Genomic DNA, 15,182 nt, shown 5'->3' with positions numbered 1-15,182 from the left:
CGGTCAGCTCACCCGGGTTGCTGCGCAACCCGGGTGACGCTCCGTCCGCTGCGCTCCCGGAGCGGTGGGGGCTATGCCCCCACCCGGTGCCTCCGCTGCGCTCCGGTCACCGTGTGGCGCTTCGCGCCACAAAGCCCGGCCCCGCTACGCGGGGCGGGCCAACGGGCCTACGGCCCGGGCAACAGCAAGAGTGGGGCTGTGGCATTCGCTCCGGCTGGCCTCTGCGGTTCCGGGGTTTGATGCCGGGTCAGCGTCTGCGGGACCAGGTGCTGCCGATTCCCGCAACGTGCAGGGCCAGTGCGGTCAGGCCTAGGAGCATGACGTTGACGGAGGAGAACGTGTGATTGGTGCTGATCTCGGCCGCGTTGATGAGGAACGCGATGAAGAACAACACTGCCGCGACTATGCCGAGCATGACGAGCCCCTCTCATAGGAAGTGAAACCCGTATGCCCGGCCACCGCCCCCACAGACATGAGCGGCGCCTCTTGATGAGTCCTCAGGCGTGGGCGTGGCGGATACGTGCCACCTTGCGCGAGGCGGCGTGATGCGCGGGCCGGCCTGTCGGGGGGACTGCGAGACGCCGCAGGGACAGGATGGCGGTGGCGAGGAGACCGGTGAAGACGGCCAGGAGGAGGACGGACACCCACATCTGCCGGCTCCCGGGTGCCTGCCAGCCGGTCCAGGCGGCAGATGCCGCCCACAGCAGGACGCCTACGGCGTAAAAGGAGCGGACGCGGTGCAGCTGCCGCACGGCCCGCAGGAACTGGATGCGTTCGGTCTTCGGTGCCATGCGGGGCCGTGTACCCCGATGCGCGATGAACATCGGGGTCGGATGAAGCTTGCGGAGGGGAGTCTCATGGGAGATTCGCATGTCCGCATCTTGATGTGATGCAGCATGTAGCATTGGCGTAATTCAGGGACACCCGGCAGGGAGCGGTGCGCGTGTTGATTTACGAGTACCTTCCGCATGAGCTTGCCCGCCTCGGTGTGGTCTCGAGCGCCGCCGGGCTCGATCGCCACCACGTGGCTGCGCAGGTACGCCTGGCTCGAGAACGCGCCGGGAAGGCGAGGATGGCCTTGCCCGAACCGCATCGCTTGAGCGAGCTGTTCATCGCGGAATTGCGGCACCTTCAGTGGGAGCGGATCGCCGGTCTCATGGCCAAGGAGCGGATGGCCGCGTACACGCCCTCCCGAGACTCGCGTGCCGTCCGCTACGAACAGCAGCGTTTGCAGCGGCTGATGAGAGACGTGGCCGAGGCCGAACGCTCAGGTGTCACGGATCCGGAAATCTGGCGGCACTGCGTCTACCGGGTCGATGCGCGGCCCACTGCCGGTTGCTCCAGCCCGGACATGCCCGCTCCTGTCGTCCACCTGATGGCTGCATCAGCCGATGAAGCGGCCGAGCGGGCCTGGGCCGTACACGGAAAAGGCGGCGGCCTCTACCAACGCGGTAGATACCGGATCGCTTCCGTCGAACAAGTCCTTCCCGAGCCGGGAGAACTCTTTTGATCCAGCTCCGAGAACACCAGGTTCAACAGAAATCGAGCTTCAGAAAATGGGTCGGATTCCCTGCAAGATCACCAGTAACCCCAGGAGGGGCGCGGGGAACAATCGTGTCCGCGACCGGATCAGGCAAGACGATCACTGCTGCCGCGTGCGCGCTGGAGTGCTTCCCCCACGGCCGGATCCTTGTGACCGTGCCGACCCTGGACCTGCTCGTGCAGACCGCCCAGGCGTGGCGCCTGGTGGAGCATCGGGCCCCGATGGTGGCGGTGTGCTCGCTGGAGAACGACCCGGTGCTCAACGAGCTGGGGGTGCGCACCACCACCAACGCGATCCAGCTCGCCCTGTGGGCCGGGTCTGGGCCGGTCGTCGTGTTCGCCACGTACGCCTCCCTCGTGGACCGCGAGGACCCGGAGGACCCGCTCGGTCAGGTGAACGTCCGTGGGCCGCTGGAGGCTGCTCTAGCGGGCGGAGAACGGCTCTATGGCCAGCAGATGGCAGGCTTCGACCTCGCGATCGTGGACGAGGCGCACTCAACCGCAGGTGATCTTGGCAGGCCGTGGGCGGCCATCCACGACAACGCCCGCATCCCCGCCGACTTCCGGCTCTACCTCACCGCCACCCCGCGCATCCTGGCCTCGCCCCGGCCGCAGAAGGGCGCGGAACGCCAGAAGCTGGAGCTGGCATCGATGGGCCAGGACTCCACCACCTACGGACCCTGGCTGGCCGAGCTCGGGCTATCGGAGGCGATCGAGCGGGGCATCCTCGCCGGGTTCGAGATCGACGTGCTGGAGATCCGCGACCCCTCCCCCGTCCTCGGGGAATCGGAGGAGGCGCAGCGAGGGCGGCGCCTGGCGCTTTTGCAGACGGCGCTACTGGAGCACGCCGCGGCGTACAACTTGCGTACGGTCATGACCTTCCACCAAAGGGTGGAGGAGGCCATGGCGTTCGCGGAGAAACTGCCGGAGACGGCAGCCGAGCTGTACGCCAACGACGCCTCGGACAATGACCTGGCGGCTTCGGACCGGTTGCCGAAGTCGTCGATCGACGCGGAGTTCTACGAGCTCGAGGCCGGCCGCCACGTCCCGCCGGACCGGGTGTGGTCGGCGTGGCTGTGCGGCGACCACCTCGTCGCCGAGCGGCGCGAGGTACTGCGCCAGTTCGCAGGCGGCATCGACGCCGCCGGCCGCCGAGTCCACCGCGCCTTCCTCGCCAGCTGCCGCGTGCTCGGGGAAGGCGTCGACATCACCGGAGAACGAGGAGTCGAGGCCGTGTGCTTCGCCGACACCCGCACCTCCCAAGTCGAGATCGTCCAGAACATCGGCCGGGCGCTCCGCCCGAATCCGGACGGGACCGCGAAAACGGCGCGGATCATTGTGCCGGTCTTCCTCCAGCCCGGCGAGGACCCGCGCGACATGATCGCCTCAGCCTCGTTCGCACCCGTTGTAGCCGTGCTCCAAGGCCTGCGCTCCCACTCGGAGCGCCTCGTGGAGCAACTCGCCAACCGTGCCCTCACCAGCGGGAAACGCAAGGTCCACCTCCGGCGCGACAAAGAGGGGCGGATCGTCGGGGCCAGCGGCGAGGGGGGCGAGGACCAGGAGCAGGACGACGGCTCCGATGCCGCTACCGAGTCGGCCCTGCTCCACTTCTCCTCCCCTCGGGACGCAGCCACCATCGCCGCCTTCCTCCGCACTCGCGTCTACCGGCCCGAAAGCCTCGTCTGGTTGGAGGGCTACCAGGCCCTGCTCCGCTGGCGAAAGGAGCACGAGATCACCGGCCTGCAAGCCGTGCCCTACGACACTGAGGTCGAAGTGGGCGCCACGAAGTCGTTTCCGCTTGGCCGGTGGGTGCACCAGCAAAGGCGCGCCTACCGGGCGGGCGAACTCGACCCCCACCGCAAAGACCTACTCGACGCGCCAGAAGCCGGGATGGTGTGGGAACCCGGCGAAGAAGCCTGGGAAAAGAAGCTCGCCGCGCTGCGCTCCTACCAGCGCGCCACCGGGCACCTCGCTCCGCGCCAGGACGCGGTCTGGGCCGACCCCGCCGACGGAACGCTCGTGCTGCCCATCGGGCAGAACGTGGCCAACCTCCGCCGCAAAGGCGGCCTCGGCAAAGACCCCGAGCGCGTGGCGACCCGCGCTAAGCAGCTGACGGCCATCGACCCCGACTGGAACTGTCCCTGGCCGCTGGACTGGCAACGCCACTACCGCATCCTCACCGACCTCGCCGCCGACGAACCCCACGGCACACTCCCCCACATTGCCCCTGGCGTGCAATTCGAAGGCGACGACCTCGGGAAATGGCTCCAGCGGCAACGCCGCGACTGGGCCCAGCTGTCCGATGAACAGCAGCGGCGGCTGTCCCAGCTGGGCGTGAAGCCCGCCGAACGGTCTACCCTGGCACCGGCGTCCAAGGCTGCCGGGAAGACGGCGGGAAAGGCGTCAGCAGGCTTCCAGCGAGGCATTCAAGCTCTCGCCCAATACATCGCCCGTGAGGCCCACCACCGGATTCCCAGGGACCACGCAGAAGAGATCACGGTCGACGGTGAGGCGGAGCCAGTCTCCGTAAGGCTGGGAGTGTGGATCTCGAACATCCGCGCGAGACGCGAGAAGCTCACCCCCGAGCAGCGCGCTGCACTCGCCCAACTCGGCATCGAATGGGCATAGCAGCAGCGTGCCCTTGAGGCGCTGATCAGCGACTGCGTGTGAGTCACAGTCGTGTGCCGCGCGGAACTGTGGCCCCGGGAGCCCGATTCAGCGGCTTGTGTTCTCCTCTCGGATCATTCGTCGGAGGCTGGTCCGTGCTGCGGCCAGGTCAGCTTCCAGAGTCGTGAGACGGGACTGGAGAGCATGGTTGTCCTCGGTTGCCTGCTGGAGCCTGTCTTTAAGTCGTTGGTTGTCCCGGGTGAGCTCGTCGACCCGTTGGGTCAGGTGCGCGGTGCCGAGGACGTCGAGTTGCTGTCCGAGCTGATGCTGGATGGCCTGCCGCATCCGGTCTCTGTCTTTCCGCAGGGTCCGGATCTCCTGCCTTGCCAGCTCGAGGTCTGTGCGCAGCGCTGCGGTCGTGCGCCGTGTGTCGGCGGGTGGGGGGATGGTGGGCTGGCGTTGCTGAGCGGCTTGAATGTGCTCGCGGATGCCTTCGGCGTAGGTGAGCCATGTGGAGACACCGGCGGTGCGGGCGACCGCGGTGTGGGTGATCTTCTTGCCTTGCTGCTCCAGAGCCGTGAGCGCGGTCAGGACACGCTGGCGTTTGTCGAGGCTGGCGCGGCGGCGGGCCTGGGCGAGGGTGTGCGGGTTGCCTCGGGGGTTCATGCCGGGTCGGTCCTGGAGACGGGTGTGAGCGGCAGGAGGGTGTGGGCGTTGCCAGCGCGGGCTTTGCGCAGGACGGTGCTGGCTTCCTCGAGCTGCTGGCGCTCTTCGGCGGGGAGGGCGGCGAGACGGCGGCGCATGCGGTTGGTGACCTGCTCGAATGCGGTGATCTGTGCGGTGAGGGCGGTGATGACGAATTCGGCGGCGTCCATGGCCTGGGCTGTTTCGCGGTCGGCGCGTAGTTCGTTGATGTGCTGTTCGATCGCCGGAAGGTAGGAGGGGTCGGGGCGGTAGAAGCCGCAGCCGGCGCACTGGAAGCGGATCGGACAGGAGCTCCCTCCGGCTTTGACGTTGCTCGGTTCGGTGCATCCGCCGTAGGGGACGGCGACGGAACGCAGTTCGTAGGCGGTGTCGGAGCACGGGCTGGGACGGCCGTTGTTATCGACGACGTGGGCGGCGAGCTTCGTGACCGCGTCACGTTTTCGTTTGAGGGAGACGGTGTAGTAGCGCTGGGTGGTGCTGACGGACTTGTGGTCCATCAGTTCGCGCAGCACGTCCAGGGGGTTCCGGCGTCGGCGTGGCGTTGTGCGTAGGAGTGGCGGAAGGCATAGGCGTAGATGAGGGTGCGGTCGAAGGGCAGCGGATTGCCCTGTGCGTCTGCGCCTTCTGCGTGCAAGTGCGGGATGGAGTCGACCCAGTGGCGGAGGGTCTCGCTGAGGTAGCTGGTGTGTAGGTAGGGGCGGGTGGCGAGGTGGGTCAGGGCGGGGAAGAGGTAGTCGGCACCGCCGGACGGGAGGCTGTGCTGAAGCTGATCGCGGCGGGTTCTCCAGTCGTGGATGGCCTGGGCCGTGGAGGCGGTGATGGGCAGGCGGCGGCGGTGGCGGCGGGCCTTGTGGTTGTGCCAGACCAGTGAGGTCTGGTCGTGGCGGGTCTCCAGGCAATCACGGGGCAGGGAGAGGGCTTCCAGAGGCCGCCGTCCGGTGTCTCTGAGAACGATGTACAGCGTGCGGTACATCAGCTGCAGGTCCGCAGAGCCGAGGGTGCGCCGGCCACGGGCGCGGCCCTGGCCCAGGAGGTGAAGGTGGGCATCGAGCTGGCGGATCACCGGTTCGGGGATCGCCTTGCCGATCTCGTCCTCGTTGGCTTCTTCCTGGGGGATGCGGTGGGCGGCGGGATCGCGGACGAAGGCGGCTGAGAGATCATCCGCGGCTCCGGAACGGCGGCCGTAGTCGATCAGAGCGAAGAAGTGGCCGGCGATGGACATGCGGTAGTTCCAGCCGGCTGGTTCGCCATCCAGCTTGAGGGCGGTGCGGAACGCGTCGACCACGGCGGTGACATCGTCGTAGCGCAGCCGCGTCGGATCATTGGTTCCCGGGCGTGGTGCAAGGGCGCGGGAGGCGAGCTCGACGCCGCGCAGGGTGCGGCCGAACTCGTCTGCGTCGGGGCGCTGCTGGATGGTCCAGGTGCGCAGCAGGTCGCGGAGCCACCGTTGCTTGATGGTGCGCAGGTCGACGGTCTTGGGAGTTCTGATGCCGGCTGGTGTGCGAGAGCGCTGCCCCAGGGCACGCAGGTCCAGGATGTCGTGCTGTGCTGGAGCGGTGCCGGTGTATTGGGCGTGTCCCGTCTTCACTGCGGTGCGCACGCGGCCGAGCATCCTCAGCACGTCGCGGGTGGAACGCGGGCACAGCTGCTGGTCTGTGATGTCACTGATGAACGTGGTGACGCCATTGAGGTCGCGCACCATACGGCGAACTTGCGGAGGGTCGAAGATGCGCAGCCACGGGTCCGCCTGCTGCAGGCCGTAGAGGACTTCTTCACGCAGCGGCTCGGGCAGAGGAAGAAGGCTGAACTGGTGCGGGGCGAGATAGGGGTGCTGCTGGGCGGCCCACGGTGCCACCGAGGCGTCCGGGTGGGTGCGGCGGTGTTCGCGGAAGCGCTGCGCGTGGTGCCGGCACAGGCCCCGGACCTGAAAGCTGGGCAGTGGGCAGGCGGGGACCGGGCAGGCAGGGGTGTCGGTGAAGGCGACGGCGGTGTCTTCCCACCGGCCGGCGAGCTTGCGGGTGGTGTGGGTCTTGAACTGGGTGTAGTGCATGACGCACAGCCCTTTGCAGTGGCGGGGCCGGACGCAGCGCTGCGCGTTCTTTGTGAAGCTGCATTGCTCCGGAATGCCCCCGAAGGGCACGCGGGTGCGCGCCGGTACGAAGGTCCGCGCGAACTCTGCGGCGGGCATCGGCGATCTCTTGTGCTCCTCCCGGCAGAAGGGGCAGAAGATGTTGGCCGGGGAAACCACGGTGTCGCACGCCTCCGTACGGCACAGAGACACCGAGCTGCGCGGCTCGTGAACACTGCCGGTGAACAGCCAGCAGTCCTGCCGCCACTCACTCGTCCGCCAGGCGGGATCGAGATGGTCCCGCAGCCACCGCACCCATCCCCGGTCACCGAGAGCTCCTGCATCTTCGATGCGCGGTGCGGGCAGCCGAGCGAGAGCGGACGGCGGCATCCTCATGGGCGCCCCTGCAGGGAGTCCACGCGCTCGACCGCCGCCCGTGCTTCGGCCTCGTCGACGTGCCGGTAGCGCTCCATCGACAGCGGGGAGACGTGGCCCAGCAGCCGCTGCACCACATCCCGGTCGACGCCGTCGCGCAGCCAGCGCGTCGCCGCCGAGTGACGCAGCATGTGCGGGCGGCACGCATGCCCCACCGTGCGGGCCAGCCGATCGAACATCTCCTTGGCGTTCGGGTACGACACGGCACGCCCCAGCGGCGGGCGGAACAGATTCACGAACACCATCTCCGACTCCGCAGCCTCAGCTACCTGGTCGCGTTCGTACTGGTAGTCGGTGTAGAGCGCGACGAGGTCGGCGGTGACCGGCACAAAACGATGATGCCGGGATTTCGCCAGGGCGCGGTTGGGATTGTCGGTACGGCGGCGGACATGCACGTGCGGGCCCTCGATGCCGCAGCCCACGGCGCGGGAGGAGGCCAGCAGGTGCATGTCACTGCGGTGCAGCCCGATCGCCTCGCCGATCCGCAGCCCGGTACACGCCAGTAACGCGATCAGGGAACGGTCCCGGGCTCTGGGCGCACGAGCGATCATGCGGCGGATCTGCTCATCGCTGAGGTCCTCATAGCCGGGCTCGGTGACCTGGAAGCGGAACGCAGCCGCCTCGATGCGGCGCCGCCGGCCCGACTCGCCGGTGTCGAAGCCGGGCGGGGTGAAGCGCAGCAACTTCGGCTGGGACAGCAATGCCGTCGTGGCGGCCGGCACCCAGTCGTGCGCAGCGCCGAACCGCAGGAACTCCCCCACCACTGTCATGATCGCGTTCGCCGTTTCCCGCGACCGGTAGCGGGCAGGACCGGGCCGCACCCGGCCGGTCCGGGGCGGAAGGGGAGTCTCGATCAGCCACTGCTGCAGACCGGCCAGATCCAGGAAGCCGGGAGTCCGCCAGTCCAGCCGCCGCATCCGGCAGTAGTTCAAGTACAGAGCGACCCGCCCGGCATACGCGCGCTCGGTGTTCGGCGAACACCCCCGCGCCCGCAACGAAGCCAGGAACGCTACCGCCTCCGGCTGCAGATCAAACGAACCGGCGTCGACCACCACCCACCGCACCACACCGGTCGCCGGAGAAAAAGCACGCTCCGCCATAAAATCGGCATCCACGTGACAAACACAACCACCACGCGCAGCGACGCGTACGGCACTCACTCGCAGGCCATCCCTGCAGGCGACAACCCAAACAAACATCCCTCACCCCTGGCACGCCCCGAGATAACTCTCGGCGGGGCCAGGGCCAGGGTTCAGTGTGGTCAGCGCTCGTTTTCCAAGGCAGCGGTCAATCCGTAGGCGCCTGCTTGCGAGAGCCTGTCGATGATGTCCAGGCACCGGATCCGTTCGGGTTGCGGGCTTTGCCGATAGAGACGGAGGACTGCCGAGACCAGGTGGTGGCCGTCCGCCGCGCGATGGGTTCTGAGGTCGCCGAGCTCCCTGCCCGCGTGCTGGACGATGCGTTCGCAGGCATCAATAGCGACAGTGGGAAGGGGGCCAGCGTGGTCGTAGAGAGCGAAGGTGAGCTGTTCGAGGTGGTCGGGGAACGCCTTGCTGTCGAGGAATGCTCTGACGAGTTCGCCGGCTTGTGCAGATAGGAGTCCGAACACCTGCCGCATGCCCAAGGAGGCGTTCTTACGGACCTCGGGGTCGCCATCGCTGAACAGCGGGACAAGGTGAGAGTAGCGGTCGACGTTGCGGGCGAAGACTGCTGCCGCGCCGCGGCGGGCGCTGTCACTAAGTTCTCGCGCGGTTTGGGGTAGGTCTGGGGTGAGACACCCTTGAATGGCGGCAACCGCCCAGGTCTCTCCTGCGAGTTCGGCCGTGCCTGCGGGTCCTTGTAGCGCGCGGGCCCAGCCAGCGTTCCCACCTCTGATCGTGATCGGAGGCGTCGAACCACTGCGGCAGGGCGAGCAGACCGCGTACCTTGCCCGCCACAGGCGCCTGGCCCCAGGCGATAGGTTCGATGGCCTTCCAGTCAGGCAGAGCGGCATCGAGCTGCCCGAGGACAGCAATGATCACATCATGCAGGTGCGGGCGGATCCGGTCAGAGCCCAGGAGCCGGGCAACCGTGGTGCGGAAACGTTCGGGGTCCGTGCCGGCGAGGTGCTCGAGGATCTGCCGGGTTTGGGCGCGGCGGAAAAGGTACTGACCCGAATCGGCCAGAAAATCGTGGATGTCCTCTCCGGTGGAGATGAAGGACCGGGCGAAGAGGAAATCAAAGTACGTCTCGTGGAAGAACCCGATCTGTTCCCCGTCGCGCACCAGCACACCGTGCGACTCGAGCACCTTGACGTGCTGGCGGGCGAAACCATCGAGGAGAGCCACGGGCGCCTGGAGGGTTTCACGTTCACTCATGGAGGCACACAGCGTGCCTGTGATACCCCGCCAGTCCAGGGCGGTGACCTGCCGCTCGATCTCCTCGCGCCGTTCATCGGTGTAGCGCGCGTACAGCTCCTGCAAAGTCCGGTAGGAAGCGGCGCGTGCGGAGGGCGACAGGCGGCTGAAGATCGACAGGTGCAACGGAGTCCGCAGCAGCTCAAGCGTCACCGGTTCCAAGCCGTCGGGATTCGTCCCGTTGGCGGACAGGACAGACCTCACCTGTTCCAGGTCCAGCACGCTGAGGGGGAACCGGACTGTCCGAGCACGGTCGGCGACCAGCCCGGACAGCCTCCGGTCGTTTTCGATGTCGGCGGTGCGTACTACGAGGATCACCTTGACGTTCGGGGCGATGACCAGCTGCGCGAGTACGTCTTCTACGGCCTCGTAAGCGTCGGACATCCTGCCGTTGTAGGTGCTGACCGCATCCAGCTGGTCAATCACCAACAGTGCCGGCGCTTCGTCCGCGACCCCAGTCAGCAGCAGCGCCGGTGAGTCCGGCAGGGTCATCTTGATCCCCAGGTCCTTGGCCGTCTGCACGCTCGCGTCGGCGCCGTCCATCCGGACCGCGGCCGCCGGCCATCCCTGCTCGGTCAGCCGGACCAGGACATCGGTGACGACGGCTGACTTGCCCAAGCCAGCGCCGCCTTCGCAGACCACGATCTGTGGACCGTCCGCAGCTACCAGGCGCTCGTACAGCTGCTCCACGTGCGGCCGAGCGGCCATACCGAACGCAGGCCTTTCCCGCCGCACGCGCCGCACAAAGCGCTCAACGGTCCCGGCCAGCGCCGTAAGCGTTCCGGTGTCACCGGCCAGCAGCCGTGGGCGTACTCCCGGCACGGTCAAAAGGTGGCTGCGGATCTGGGAACTGGTGAGGCGCTGGTGCAGGTGCTCATCGAGATAGCCGCTCAACTGCCTGACGATCACTTCCGGATCGCCGATGAACAGCAGCTCATACTCGGAGACCACCAGGCGGCGCAGTGCCTCCGGTGAGTAGTGCTCCACGTGCACAGCCTGCAGATACCGCCAGCCGACCTCCCGGTCGACCGGCACCCCGTTCACAGACCAGTTCCCAAGTACCTGTACGAACTGGGGAATCTGAGCCTTGGTGATGATGCTTTCAAACTCGGCGAGCGTTTCGGCGGCACGGGCTCGCTGAGAAAGATCATGCAGTTCAGGGGCCCCTGTGGACAGCACGAGGCGCACCTTCTTGCCCTCCGCGAGATGACCCGTGACCGCCTTGAGGATCTTCCCCGCAGCGTCCAAGGTCCACGCCCCCTTAGACGGGACGTCCTTCACCTGCTCGCGCCACGTCGCGTCGGCCGCCTCGAGTTCGAACTCGATCCCGGCGCCCGCCGGCCCCGGGGGCTCCAGGCGGATCCGCGACGCCCGTCCTCGCAGCAACTCTGCCACCCGCAACGCGGTCCACCAGTCCTCGTACCGGTTACCCGCCTTGTCCGCAGCCCCACCCGCCAGCCCCACCCAGCCTCACTCCCCCGGGACATCACATCGGCCCCCACCCATCGGGAACCGCGCCACGCGACCCTACTCCCACACACCGACAACCACGCAGACCAGCACAACAGAACCAAACCGTGATCATCTACGACTGCAGGCTCCAGCAGGCCGCACCACAACAAACATGCCTGCCGGATGGCCCTCCCTGAGATAAAGGCGCGAACGTGGCGACCTCCTTCACCCGCTGGTGATACGTCGTGACCGTCTAACCCGGCGAGGATGCCCCGCTCGATCGCCTCGCTCGGCCATCCACGGCCCACATATCCCGTCTGGATCGTCGGCCATGCTCGCGATCTCCAGCTCGCGTCCGTCCTTGCTCTTCTGCGGCCGAGGAGCGGCCAGGCCCCGCGCGGCGCGGGCGCCGTCTCCTCTCCTGGGGAGCGGCGCTCGCGCCGTCATTCGCCTGGCCGCAGCTGTCGTCGCAGCCGGTTCAACGCTGCGCGTACGCGACCGGTCTCCGGCGACTCCGCCCCTACGGTGCGGAGCAGGTCGGGGTAGAGGGCGACCAGCACGTGGAAGGCCTCCGACAGCCGACCGGCCGAGTGCAGCAGCAGCCCGTGGCGGCGACGAGCGGTGAGGAGGAACGGGTCGGTCGGCGAGAAGGTCTCTCCCGCCGCCTTCAGCACGGCTTCGAACGCTTCCAGTGCCTGCGTCACCTCGCCCAACTTCATCAGGCAGTAGGCGATCTGTCCACGGAGCTTGAGACCCTCCTCGCCGTCCTCCGCCCTCTGGGCGGCGAGCTCGGCCACGCGCTTCTGGTACAGCGCCAGTGCCCGCCCGTACTCCTCCTCCTCGAACAGCGCGTCCGCCTCCCGGAGACGGTCCGCGTCCAAGGCAGGGATCCCGCCACCCGCGGAGGGCGCAGTGAACCACGCGGAACCCGGATGCACGAGGGGACTGAGCCCCTGTGGCCACCCTTCCGTCGCCCCCGCGTCGACCGACCGGTGCCCCTGCTTCGGAAGGAACGGGACGAGTCGTCCGAGGACCTCCTGAGCGGACGCGGGCCGGTCCTCCGGGCGCTTGGCGAGCAGGTCCCGTACCAGGCGGCCCAGCTCACGCCCGGCCTCCGGGCGCCGCTCCCACAACGGAGCGGGAAGCTCGTGCACATGGTGGTAGAGGAGGCTGGGGACGTTGTCCTGCGTGAAGGGCGGCTGACCTGTGAGGAGTTCGTACAGAACGCAGCCCAGCGCGTAGAGATCGCTGCGCGGTGTTACCTCGCCCGCCAGGGCCTGTTCGGGGGACATGTACCGGGGTGTACCGACGGGACGGCCCGTCGGGGTCAGGGTGGTGTGGTCGCCGTCGAGCAGCGCAGCGATGCCGAAATCCAGCACCATCGGGAGACCGTCCTCCGTGACCATGATGTTGGCGGGCTTCAGATCGCGGTGAACGAGTGGCACGCTCCCGGTGTAGGTCAGCACCGAGCACAGGTGGACCCCCAGGCACGCCGTCCATGAGACGGGCAGGCGGCCGAAGGCGCCGCAGATGTCCTTGAGTGAGGAGCCGTACAGCCGCTGCATGACGATGTAGAGGCGCTCACCGCCCGTGGGATCGGGGACGACGTCGTAGACCTGCGGGACGCCCGGGTGGGCCAACCGCGCCATGATCTGGGCCTCGCGGCGGAAACGGGCGATCCTGATTCCGGACTCGGAGCGGGTGGAGCCCTCTCGGGGTTGGATGAGCTTGATGGCGACGTGTCGGCCCAGTTCGGGGTCGCGTCCCGCCCAGACCTGCCCCATCCCGCCCCTGCCGATGAGCTCTCCGAGTTCGTAGCGCCCCACGTGACGGAGCACGCCCGGCGCGCTCACTCGCCCGTGTCCCGGAGGGCCTTGGCATCCCAGAGCGCTTCGGCGAGGTCCGCGAGGCTGCCTTCGCCCGGGATGATCCAATACCGAGGACCTTGGACGGCGCTCCATGCCTCACGCCACTCGGCGCTCTGCCAGATGTGCCGGATCAGTCCGTTGACCGAGTACAGGTGTCCGTCGGCGGCCCAGCGCAGCGGATGCCGGGCGTCGTTGCTCCAAGTCGCGAGGTAACGACGGGGGTCCTCGTCGAGCCAGCGGCCGATGGCCCGTTCTTCAACGCGCCCCGGCTGGTACAGCACCTGCGTTCCGTCCGGGATCCGCCGGTGTTCGACGAGGAGCCGGGCCGAACTGGGCTTCCGCGGTTGTTGCGGCGGGGACACGACCACGAGTTGCGGGGTCCGCTCCGCGTCCGTGAGGGTTCGTACGGCCGTCTCCGCGAGCAGCCGGCACCGCCCAGCCTCCCGGAAGATCGTCGCCACGAACGAGTTGCTACCGAAGAGGTCGTCCACCAGCGGAATCAGCACTGCCAGCACCTGGCGTACGTGGCCATGCACGTCGCCCAGCGCGTGCTCCCACTCGGCGTCGGGATCGTCGATCCCTGCGGCTCCGTCGAGCCGGAATACCAGGTGAGCGACGAGCAGTGCTCCGCGCTCCGCGATGGCAGCCGCGCGCCCGGTCAGGCCTGGCTTCAGCTCGTGGAGGGCCTCTCGGACGGCACGGAGCAGGAGGACGGAGCGCCAGATCTGCAGGGCGCTCGGCCGGCGGCCGAACAGGCGGGTGTACGTCCCCTCCGGCGTCGCCTCCCACAGGTGCTCGGTTGAGGCATTGGCCAAGGCGCTGAGGGACGCGTCGGGGTGGCCGCAGGCGAGCGCCACGGCCGCCTCCTCGAGCGAGCAGCCCGCCGCGGGCGTGGGGACCAACTCGCCCCGTCTGAAGACGTACTCCTTGTCGAGGGTGGCCCGGAAGTCCTCGCGGATGAGGCTCTGGACCTCGTCGAGTGCGACGAAGTCGCGAGATCCCATGGGATGTTGGGTATGGGTGGCGGCGACGACGGACCTGGCGAAGCCCTCGGGTGCGTTCGCTATGGAGATGAATCGCACCGGGACAGCGGCCAGCGAGACCTTCTCGGGATGCTTCTCGTACGCGTAGTAGACGGAGGCGACGGTCTGGGCGCCGTTCACGACGGCAGCCCCTTTGAGCCTCAGCCGCACCGGGGCGCCTACGACGGGGCGGGAGAAGAACTCGGTCTCGACGGAGTCGCACAGCACCGTGATGCCGTTGTGCAGGTACGAAAAGGTCTCGGGGGTAGTCCGCAGCGTCTCCACGAGACCGAGGTTGAGCGCTGTCACGCCGAGGTGACTCCGGAGGTTCCGGTCGAACAGACGGGCCCCGTGCTCCTGGTACCAGAGCGCGACCTCGTCGGCCCCGACCAGCCCACTGAACGTCCGGTGCGGGATGTCCTGCGTGTACCAGCTGCCGGGCAGGGTGGCGACAAGTTCGACGTTCTGGGGCAGGCCACCTCGGTGGGCGGCGGCGTGGAAGTCGGGGAGCGCCAGGACGTGGCACTCGACCGCGGCGCCGAAGTCCGCGGCGGCCTGCTCGATCACCTGGCGGGCCTGGTCCTTCGACGCCTGTTCGCCCATGACCGCTACGACGAGGTGCACCCGGCACTCCGGTGATTCGAGGATGTCGCGCACTCGATCGGCGTGCTGTCGCACCCGGTGGTTGAACCGGTCGAAGTCGCGGTTGTCCAGCTGCCGCAGACCGTGCAGCAGTTTCAGGGCGCCTTCCACACCGAAGCGTGCCTTGCCCTGCTCACTCCACTTGGCCTGGACGAGCCACAGTTCCGGCGCCGAGGGAGAGCAACCGATGGCGTCGATCCCCTGATCGTCCCGGCCGTCGGTGACCGAAGCCGCGGCCTCCGCCGACGGGAAGCCGGTGAGCAGTTGGAGTGACATGGCGGCCAACGCGCGGGTGGTGAAGACCAGTTCGGTCTCGCTAACACTCCGCCCCTCCAGGTCTCCGAGGTCGATGAGGCCGTCGTACTCCCGCCTCAGGGCGTCCCGGATGATCCCGACCGCCTGAGCACGCGTCGCCTCCGCGTCCTCGCCCTCACTCATAAATGCC

Annotated in this window: 12 protein-coding genes; 2 read left to right on the top strand and 10 right to left on the bottom strand. The window is 68.1% G+C overall.

The window, feature by feature from the left end; genetic code table 11:
* Positions 1-247: 247 nt before the first annotated feature.
* Positions 248-415: a hypothetical protein gene (locus ACZ7FF_RS40470; protein WP_165939570.1), complete on the bottom strand. Its 168-nt coding sequence runs from the start codon at positions 413-415 to the stop codon at positions 248-250.
* Between the two features lie 82 nt (positions 416-497).
* The gene (locus tag ACZ7FF_RS40465) at positions 498-791 is read right to left on the bottom strand and encodes a hypothetical protein (RefSeq protein ID WP_470819166.1); all 294 of its coding nucleotides are present in this window, start codon (positions 789-791) and stop codon (positions 498-500) included.
* Positions 792-943: 152 nt separating this feature from the next.
* On the opposite strand from ACZ7FF_RS40465, the gene ACZ7FF_RS40460 reads away from it, so the two are divergent.
* The gene (locus ACZ7FF_RS40460) at positions 944-1,510 is read left to right on the top strand and encodes a hypothetical protein (RefSeq protein WP_470819164.1); all 567 of its coding nucleotides are present in this window, start codon (positions 944-946) and stop codon (positions 1,508-1,510) included.
* Positions 1,507-4,170 (top strand): helicase associated domain-containing protein, encoded by a 2,664-nt coding sequence (locus tag ACZ7FF_RS40455; protein WP_470819162.1) that lies wholly within the window; start codon positions 1,507-1,509, stop codon positions 4,168-4,170. Before ACZ7FF_RS40460 ends, ACZ7FF_RS40455 begins: the two co-directional genes overlap by 4 nt.
* 87 nt (positions 4,171-4,257) lie before the next feature.
* Here the strand turns inward: ACZ7FF_RS40455 and ACZ7FF_RS40450 are convergent, their stop codons facing one another.
* The 8 genes from ACZ7FF_RS40450 to ACZ7FF_RS40415 form a co-directional block, all read right to left on the bottom strand.
* Complete coding sequence (locus ACZ7FF_RS40450; protein ID WP_470819160.1) at positions 4,258-4,815, bottom strand: hypothetical protein; 558 nt, start codon at positions 4,813-4,815, stop codon at positions 4,258-4,260.
* The gene (locus tag ACZ7FF_RS40445; protein ID WP_470819158.1) at positions 4,812-5,366 is read right to left on the bottom strand and encodes a hypothetical protein; all 555 of its coding nucleotides are present in this window, start codon (positions 5,364-5,366) and stop codon (positions 4,812-4,814) included. The genes ACZ7FF_RS40450 and ACZ7FF_RS40445 overlap by 4 nt, the downstream gene beginning before the upstream one ends.
* Positions 5,351-7,042 carry a tyrosine-type recombinase/integrase gene (locus ACZ7FF_RS40440; protein ID WP_470819156.1) on the bottom strand — a complete coding sequence of 564 codons (1,692 nt, stop codon included), beginning with the start codon at positions 7,040-7,042 and terminating at the stop codon, positions 5,351-5,353. Before ACZ7FF_RS40440 ends, ACZ7FF_RS40445 begins: the two co-directional genes overlap by 16 nt.
* A 272-nt stretch (positions 7,043-7,314) precedes the next feature.
* Positions 7,315-8,472, bottom strand: a complete 1,158-nt coding sequence (locus ACZ7FF_RS40435; protein ID WP_470819154.1) for a tyrosine-type recombinase/integrase — start codon at positions 8,470-8,472, stop codon at positions 7,315-7,317.
* Positions 8,473-8,618: 146 nt separating this feature from the next.
* On the bottom strand, positions 8,619-8,981 hold the full coding sequence (locus tag ACZ7FF_RS40430) for a hypothetical protein (RefSeq protein ID WP_470819153.1): 363 nt from the start codon (positions 8,979-8,981) through the stop codon (positions 8,619-8,621).
* Positions 8,982-9,093: 112 nt separating this feature from the next.
* Positions 9,094-11,217, bottom strand: a complete 2,124-nt coding sequence (locus ACZ7FF_RS40425) for an NACHT domain-containing protein (RefSeq protein WP_470819151.1) — start codon at positions 11,215-11,217, stop codon at positions 9,094-9,096.
* Positions 11,218-11,648: 431 nt separating this feature from the next.
* Entirely contained in the window at positions 11,649-13,043 is a 1,395-nt protein-coding gene (locus ACZ7FF_RS40420; protein WP_470819150.1) for a protein kinase domain-containing protein, read from the bottom strand.
* A gap of 11 nt (positions 13,044-13,054) precedes the next feature.
* Positions 13,055-15,175, bottom strand: a complete 2,121-nt coding sequence (locus tag ACZ7FF_RS40415) for an AIPR family protein (RefSeq protein WP_470819148.1) — start codon at positions 15,173-15,175, stop codon at positions 13,055-13,057.
* Positions 15,176-15,182 lie beyond the last annotated feature (7 nt).

The organism is Streptomyces sp. NPDC037126 (assembly GCF_055605965.1).
The sequence above is the reverse complement of the archived record's forward strand: the minus strand, read 5'-3'. Positions and strand labels throughout refer to the sequence as shown.

What these genes read in the sequence shown, in the direction of transcription:
- ACZ7FF_RS40470 (WP_165939570.1), bottom strand. Translation starts at nt 415, where the DNA reads ATGCTCGGCATAGTCGCGGCAGTGTTGTTCTTCATCGCGTTCCTCATC.
- ACZ7FF_RS40465 (WP_470819166.1), bottom strand. Translation starts at nt 791, where the DNA reads ATGGCACCGAAGACCGAACGCATCCAGTTCCTGCGGGCCGTGCGGCAG.
- ACZ7FF_RS40450 (WP_470819160.1), bottom strand. Translation starts at nt 4,815, where the DNA reads ATGAACCCCCGAGGCAACCCGCACACCCTCGCCCAGGCCCGCCGCCGC.
- ACZ7FF_RS40440 (WP_470819156.1), bottom strand. Translation starts at nt 7,042, where the DNA reads ATGCCCGCCGCAGAGTTCGCGCGGACCTTCGTACCGGCGCGCACCCGC.
- ACZ7FF_RS40415 (WP_470819148.1), bottom strand. Translation starts at nt 15,175, where the DNA reads ATGAGTGAGGGCGAGGACGCGGAGGCGACGCGTGCTCAGGCGGTCGGG.